Genomic DNA, 8,070 nt, shown 5'->3' with positions numbered 1-8,070 from the left:
AATATACACAGCGTCTACTTTTTAAAAGTAAGAAGCGACACAAATGTCGCCTCGTATTTATATAGTGAGACGTATATATGAAGTTCATGAAATCAGTGCTTACCAGAGTTATTATTGGGGCAACTTGCGCTGTGCTAACTCATGCTGTTATTGCTCAAAGTAATGTTGTTGGTAACTCGTCTGTCAGCTTGGAAGACTATGTACGCAAGGTAGTAAACGAAAATCCAGAAGTGCAAGCCAGCTGGCGACAACTTCAAGTGGCTATGTCAGATGTCGACATTGCGCGAGGTGGTTTTCGCCCTCAAGTAGATGTTTTAGCTTCTAGCGCTTACAGCGATAGAAATTATGGTTTGGATCGTGAATACATGGGGCATACTGCTCAAATCACCCTTACTCAAATGTTATACGACGGTTTTCTAACAAGCAGTGAGCTAAAGCGGTTTAAACAAGCGCAAGTTGTACGGTTTTTTGAACTAATGGGCGAAATTGAGCAGAAGTCGTTAGATACCGCCCTTGCTTATATGGACGTTCAGTTATTCAGAGAGCTTTTGAAGCTTGCTGAAGAAAACCTGATCACTCACGTTGATGTGTTCAAACAAATTGAAGAAAGCGTTGAAGCCGGGGTAGGTCGTAGAGCTGACTTGGAGCAAATTAGCGGTCGTCTTTCCCTTGCCGAATCTAATGTGCTCACTGAGTTATCGAATTTGCACGATGTTACCGCACGCTTTTTGCGGTTGGTGGGTGAAAAGCCTGCTCAAAACCTACAGTCAGTATCAATAAACTCTGCTTTCGTTGATGCAAACGTCACAGATATACAATCTTTACTTACTAGCGCGTATGGCACTAATCCACAATTTAATGCTGCTATTTATAACATAGATGCGCAGCGTTATGCGGTCGATAGTGCAAAGAGTCTCTACCATCCTCAGGTTAATTTGACCGCAAGTTATGGTGCGCAAACACGAGACCAAGCTGCATTGAATAACACCATTACAGAAGCGAGTGTCGGCGTTAATTTTTCTTATAACTTGTATAACGGTGGGTCGGATAGCGCGGCGATTCGACAAGCATTGTCGCAAGTAGACTTAGCAAAAGATTTACGGGATAAAGCCTGTATCGATATGAGACAAACGGTACAAATTGCTTACAACGACATTATCAATATATCCGAGCAGCTACCTTCACTGAATGCTCACCGCTTATCTTCAGACCGTGTGAAATCTGCCTATATGGACCAATTTACTATAGGAGAACGCTCACTACTGGATTTACTCGATTCAGAAAATGAGTACTACGAATCGAGTCGTGCGTACTTAGAAGCCCAGTATACGCTAGAAAAAGCGCGTGTAAGACTGCTTGCAGCATCGGGAAGCTTAGCGCAAACACTAGGCATTACTAAAGAGGGCGTGCCTGATGTACTAAGTAAAGCTGAAGAAAAAATTAGCTACGACCCTAATTATGTATGCCCTGTAATTCGCACGAACTTTGAAGATGAACTGAATATATTAAAGCGCGATTCTGATGGAGACGGCATTGTTGATTTGTGGGATGACTGTGTAGATTCAACGCCGGGCGCTATGGTCGATGACTTTGGTTGTGAAGCGAAAGAGCCTGAATTGGCGCCAGAACCAAGTGCTGCAGACTTCACCTTGGATAACGCAAATATAATAGAGTCATTTAACGTAAACATTGAGTTTGCCTCTAATTCTACCGAGGTTTTACCTGAATATGAGAACTCCCTTCAAGAGGTTATCGATGCGCTTAATAGTGACGCTAATTCTGGAGTGATCATTCACGGTCATGCATCTTTAGATGGAGACGCTGCCTATAATCAGCGTCTATCTGAACGCAGAGCGAAAGCTGTCGCATCAATGCTTATGACAAAAGCAAACATAGAGGCTAGAAGGATCACCGCTGTCGGTTATGGTGAAACTCGTCCACTGGTTGATGAAGAATCAGATGAAGCGAATGCTCGAAATCGCAGAATTGAAGCGGCTATTATCCAGCTTCCTACTAACGAATAGCGATGTGTAGGCCTATATGAAGGAAAAGAAGGTCGTAGACGACATATCTTATTTGGAGAGACAAGGGGGAGTGTTGATGGATTGTTTAATAACAATCTGTCACGCCCATCATTTAGATGTATCTCGAGTTAGCTTGCTTAGCGGACTGCCTTTAGATCATGGTGAACTATCGCCTACCGGATTTGAGCGCGCAGCAAAACGCGCTGGACTCGCCAGCAGGACGGTCAAGCGCGAACTAGACCATATCAACACTGCAATTTTACCCGCCGTTTTAGTGCTTAATGAGAAGCAGGCCTGTGTACTGCATGGTCTCGATAATACCCATGCCAGAGTTTCCTATCCAGAACTCGACGATGCTGTAGTGGAAGTACCTAGAGATGAACTAAGCGCCTGCTATACGGGGTACGTCATTTTTGCTCGACCCGAGATGAATGCACAAGAAACGAATGCGCAGATAGACAAGTCTTCAGTAGGGCATTGGTTGTGGTCATCCATTAGAACGGCAAAAGGTTTATACCGCGACGTACTCTTAGCATCTGTATTTATTAGTTTGCTTTCTATCGCATTACCCCTATTTGTGATGAATGTTTACGATAGGGTAGTGCCCAATGCTGCTTTAGAAACCATGTGGGCATTAGCTATAGGCGTTCTGCTTGTGTTAGCCGCTGACTTTCTATTGCGCATGCTCAGACAATACTTTGTTGAGTTAGCGGCGAGTCGTTTGGACGTCACGTTATCGGCAAAAATAATGGAAAAAGTGCTGTCTATAAACTTGGCTGGTAAACCTGCCAAAAGTGGATCATTTATAAATAGCCTACAGTCTTTTGAAAGTATCCGGCAGTTCTTTGGTTCAGTCACCTTAGTGGCGTTGGTTGATTTACCCTTTGGGCTACTTTTCGTAGTCATTATCGCCATGATTGATTTTTATCTGATCATTCCAATACTCATTGGGGCTACTGCGCTTTTCCTTTATGCGATGAAGGCGCAGCGGGTAATGCGTTCTCTTTCTGAAGAATCGATGGAAATCAGCTCTCGTAAAAGCTCGCTTGTGACTGAAAGCGTAACGTCATTAGAGGACGTTAAAGCGTTTGGTTATCAAAGTAGAAATCAAAGTGCGTGGGAAAAGCAGACGATATTTCTTGCCAAAGTCAACGCCAAACTACGTTTAGTATCAATGTCGGTTAATAACGCTGCGCTCTGGATCCAGCAATCTGTGGGTGTGGTTATTATCCTCACTGGTGTTTACCTCATTATTGAGGGCGTGATAACACAAGGTGGACTAATAGCCGCTTATTTATTATCAAGCCGAGCTATGGGGCCGGTTTCTCAGGCTGCCGCTTTGCTTGCGCAATTCCACCACGCTGAAACCGCAAAGAATGCCCTTGATGACATTATGTCTTTACCAAGTGAAACAGGTAACAACAAACAGATTAAAAACAATGTCGTGCTAAAAGGGAATATTGACGCTAGCCAGCTTTGCTTCAAGTACCCAGATGAAACCGTACTCGCGTTAAAAGACATTAACTTCTCTATTAAACAAGGGGAACACGTTGCTATTTTGGGCAAAAACGGGTGCGGAAAGTCAACGTTAAACAAGCTTCTTATGGCTTTTTATCGCCCTGAATCGGGGCAGCTTTTGTTGGATGGAATAGACCTTCAGCAGTATGACCCAACGCTGTTACGTAAACAAATAGGCTATGTACCGCAAGATGTGAGCCTTTTTCACGGCTCATTAAAAGACAATATTTTGCCAGAGGATACACATATTGACGAGGCTGAGTTTTGGGAAGTCATTACTCAATGTGGTTTGGCAAAGTTAGTTAATGGAAGCGCGAGTGGCATAGAGCAAAATGTGGGGGAGCGCGGCTGCTTGCTGTCAGGTGGGCAGCGTCAGGCTGTGGCGATGGCAAGGGCCATAGTGCGAGACCCAGCAATTTACATTATGGATGAACCAACTTCAGCCATGGATTCAACTAATGAAGCGCAGATGAAGGAAACGATTAAGGCGGCAACGGCAGGTAAAACTCTTATCATTAATACGCACAGAACCACATTACTCGACTTGGTAGAACGGGTCATTGTTGTAGAAAACGGAAAAGTGATTGCCGATGGAAAAAAGGAAGAGGTACTCGTGCAGTTTAGACAACCCAGTCAAGTATTGAAGAGGGCGCCATGATTTTGAAAAGTGATGGTGAAAAAAAGGACTGGTTACAGCGGCTAATGCGAGGCTGGCTTGCGCCGCCCCCAGGTCAAGATTGGGTGTTAGAAGCAGAATGGTCGCGCATTATGCAAACGCCGGTAAAAGCCCGTGGCCTGCTTTATGTCGTGCTAATAGTACTGTTTTTGTTAGTGGTATGGTCTTATTTCGCCGAAATTGACGAAGTGGCTAAAGGTGATGGGAAGGTTATTCCGTCACAGCAGCTGCAGGTACTTCAATCATACGATGGTGGAATAGTACAAGAAATCTTAGTACGAGAAGGACAAACCGTTGAAGCGGGACAGGTGCTATTAAAAGTTGATCCAACACGTTTCCTATCTAGTTTGGAAGAAAATACCACGCAATTTGCAGCACTTGCGGCAAAGGTTCAGCGCTTATCTGCGCTTACCCAGGGCGAGGTGTTGCGGTTTAACCGAGAGCTTCAAGAAGAAGCGCCTACCATCGTTGATAATGAGAGAAAACTCTATAACTCGAATTTAGCTGAGCTTGATGAAATCGCGGCGGGTTCTGATTCTCGTATCTTACAACGCCGACAAGATGTTGAAGAAGAGCGAGCTAATCTATCCCAATATCAAAATGTGCTGACGCTTTCTAAAAAAGAGCTTGCGGTTACTAAACCATTATTAGCATCAGGAGCTGTGTCGGAAATCGAAATTCTTAGATTAGAGCGCCAAATTGTTGAGCTTGAAGGCAACATCAGCAAATCTAAAGTGGCAATAGAGCGTGGGTTAAATGCTATTGAAGAAGAAATTATTAAGAAGGAAGAAGCCCGCCTCAAACTAGTTAATCGATGGAATCAAGAATTGACCGATGCAACTGGTGAAATGGCTATGCTACAGCAGTCTCAAACAAGTTTAGAAGATGTGGTGTCGCAAGCTGATTTGCGTTCGCCTATCAATGGAACGGTTCAACGGCTACTTATCAACACGGTTGGCGGCGTTATTACACCTGGTAGCGCTGTTGTCGAGCTAGTACCTCAAGACGACCAGCTCATTGTTGAGGCCAAAGTCTCACCGAAAGACATCGCTTTTATTAGAGAAGGGCAGCCGGCTATCCTGAAATTTAGTGCATACGATTTTACTATTTATGGTGGCATGTCGGCTGAGGTTCAGCACATTAGTGCAGATGCCATTACCAATGAAAAAGATGAAACCTATTACCTTGTTAGACTTGAAACAAAGCGAAGCATTGCAGATGAATCCTTAGATATTCTGCCCGGAATGATTGTGCAAGTAGATATTTTAACGGGCAAGAAAACCGTTCTTAATTACATTTTATCGCCTTTGTTTAATGTGACAGCCTCTGCGCTGAGGGAGCGTTAATGAGACATTTCATTGCAGAAAAAGACTTACAAGGGGCACTTACTCAATACGCTTGGTCTAGTTATAGTAGTGTCAATGAACTGAAGTGCGATAGTAGTGACTGCGTATGGATTATGGCAAGCGATAATAACTGGCGTCAGTTACTGATTGAGGTAAAACAAAAAGCTGAAAATCTTGTTTTACTTACCTATAAATATGACCGCCTAGAGATGCAAACAGCACTAATGTTGGGTGCTAGAGCATATTGTCATGCATTAGGAACCCAATCTCTACTATCTTCTGTAGCCCGTGTTATAGAAGCTGGAGGCATGTGGTTGCCCAACGAGTTATTAACAGTGACTACATCAAATGTCGCTGCTAATTTGCAGACAAAACGTAATTTCCCTGTGCTGCGAGAGCTAACCAACCGAGAAAAAGATGTATTAAATGGTATTTTGGAGGGGTTAAGCAACAAGGAGATAGCAAGGGAGCACGGCATTACTGAGCGTACCGTTAAAGAATATGTTGGTACGCTCCTTCATAAGTTTGAAGCGAAAGACAGGATAAGCTTATTACTTCGTATAGGTGAGTTTAGTCATCTAAAAGATGCTCTATAACTTCAATGTGTGAAACCACACCATCTATCCCTAATTCAATGAATAGTTCTTGATGGCCTGAGCGCTTAACGCCGTCTGCATAAACTTTTATACCAAAAGTATGCGCAAGGGAGCAGAACCCACGTATAAAGGCGTGATTGGCAGGATTGAAATCGATATCTGCCATAAACGCTGAATCGATTTTTACATAATCTAAACCCATTTCCTGCACGTTCAACAGTTGCGAGAAAGATTCTCCAACTCGCTTCAAGCCCACTTCGCAACCTTTGGCTTTTAGGGTTGTACAAAAATCTCTAAACTCATCAGGGAAGCGCGTCGCGGTAGATTCTCGCACCTCAAAACACAACTGTTTCGCTGCCTTTTCGTTGGTACCGATTTGATAATAAAGTTGAGCAAGAACCTCTGGGTTGAGCATGAATTGCTCAGAACAGAGAAACGCAAATTTTGAGTTTGTTTTAGTGTTATTAATATAGTTGATCAGGCTAGTAATCGTTGTTAGCTCTAATTGGGGTAGAAGCCCGAGATAGCGAGCCCAATGGGTATAATAACCACTTTTTCTTAGTTCACCATCTATTGTAACGCCCGCCCAACTCTGATAGTGAACCAAGTTGCGGTCAATATCTAAAACCGGGAAGTTAAAGGTTTCGACGCCAGATTCGTCAATAGTATTTTGTAACTCTTTTTCCCAGCGCTTTTGTTCTACCAAGCTAATAAATTCTTTGAGCGTTGACTCTATGAAGGGTTCATTCATATCTAACAGTTCTGCTTCATCAATCATCGCATCTGCTCGCATTAATAAAGCAGAGAAGCTGTCGTCTGGGCGAAGTTTAACAACCGATTGAAATACCTCAGGATCGCCTTCGTTGCTAAACGCGCTTAAGCAAGCGCCGTGAATCGCTTCTGATATGGCAACGGCATCATGGGTTTCAGTGAGCAAAATGGCAAACTCGTTTTTCTGCATTCTAGCAATTCTGCTGTCAGTAAATTGATGATGATGTAACGCAAGGCAATCGTTAATTTCTTCAACAAAATCGCGAATACGCTTTTTTCTGATATTTGCCGGTGAACGCAGAAAACCTTGGCCTTCGGTAAATCTCACGAAGAAAAGGCAATTCACCCCTTCGGTGTCTCTAAAAGCTAGCTGCCCTTTTAGAATTGAGATGAAATAATCCCTATTTGCTACACCAGATTCGTCATCAAATTGTGTTTTGTAGCGCATAAGATCAAGGCGCGTATTCTCTTCATCCATGATCTTTCTAGAGTTAGTAGCAAGAAAGTTCATAGCGCGCACTACACGCTTAAGTTCTAATGTACGAGGCTCTTTTAGCTGGATAAATTGCATTTGCTGAAATGATTCAGCTTGGCGCACAACACCGTCTAAAGGCCTGATAATATAGCGCAGTGCCCAGCCCCCTAAAAAGCCTGAAAATATGCCGACCAGTGATAAACCAAAAATAAGTCGTTTAGTGGCGCGCCACATTGATGCAACGGCAAAGCTGGTATCTGTTTCGACATAAACCGTACCGTATTGACCCCAACCTTCGCTTACTTGGGCGATACCGGGTTTGACTATGGGAGAAAAGTTATCTGAAAACCACTTTGGCGTATTTTCGTCCAACTGCACTTCATGAGTGTATTCAGAAACGATTTCACCGTCAGATTTTTGAAGTACAATGGAAGCGTAGTGACCAATGTCAAATTGTGACATTATGAAGAGATCGAGCGAAACAGGGTCTTTATCAAGCCCACTTAGGGTAAGAGCAAGCATACTCGCGTTGTCTAAGTTTTTTGAATATAGCTGTTCTTCTACGTATTGCTTGGTAGTTATTCCATGAATTGTGACACTACCTACAATTGCAACAAGGACGACGACTACAATGGCTAGCCATAATTCTCTTGTTATTGACATA

General features: G+C 43.3%; 5 protein-coding genes. 4 read left to right on the top strand and 1 reads right to left on the bottom strand.

Translation table 11 applies throughout. From position 1 onward, the window contains the following. Positions 1 to 77: 77 nt before the first annotated feature. The 4 genes from ACYX4N_RS16525 (at position 78) to ACYX4N_RS16510 (ending at position 6,160) form a co-directional block, all read left to right on the top strand. On the top strand, positions 78 to 2,024 hold the full coding sequence (locus tag ACYX4N_RS16525) for a TolC family outer membrane protein (RefSeq protein WP_476054785.1): 1,947 nt from the start codon (positions 78 to 80) through the stop codon (positions 2,022 to 2,024). A 76-nt stretch (positions 2,025 to 2,100) separates the two neighbouring features. Further along, positions 2,101 to 4,200, top strand: coding sequence for a type I secretion system permease/ATPase (locus ACYX4N_RS16520; protein ID WP_476054783.1), 2,100 nt, complete (start codon positions 2,101 to 2,103; stop codon positions 4,198 to 4,200). After that, positions 4,197 to 5,564: an HlyD family type I secretion periplasmic adaptor subunit gene (locus tag ACYX4N_RS16515; RefSeq protein WP_474808296.1), complete on the top strand. Its 1,368-nt coding sequence runs from the start codon at positions 4,197 to 4,199 to the stop codon at positions 5,562 to 5,564. Before ACYX4N_RS16520 ends, ACYX4N_RS16515 begins: the two co-directional genes overlap by 4 nt. Next, a complete protein-coding gene (locus ACYX4N_RS16510; protein ID WP_476054781.1) occupies positions 5,564 to 6,160 on the top strand; it encodes a helix-turn-helix transcriptional regulator in 597 nt (198 codons plus the stop codon). Before ACYX4N_RS16515 ends, ACYX4N_RS16510 begins: the two co-directional genes overlap by 1 nt. On the opposite strand, the gene ACYX4N_RS16505 is transcribed toward ACYX4N_RS16510, so the two are convergent. After that, a complete protein-coding gene (locus tag ACYX4N_RS16505) occupies positions 6,135 to 8,069 on the bottom strand; it encodes a bifunctional diguanylate cyclase/phosphodiesterase (protein WP_476054780.1) in 1,935 nt (644 codons plus the stop codon). The genes ACYX4N_RS16510 and ACYX4N_RS16505 overlap by 26 nt on opposite strands. Position 8,070: the final 1 nt, after the last annotated feature.

The sequence above is a fragment of the Alteromonas sp. ABH4_452 genome (genome assembly GCF_056311825.1).
Note: the sequence above shows the minus strand (reverse complement) of the source record. Positions and strands in the feature narration are given on the sequence as shown.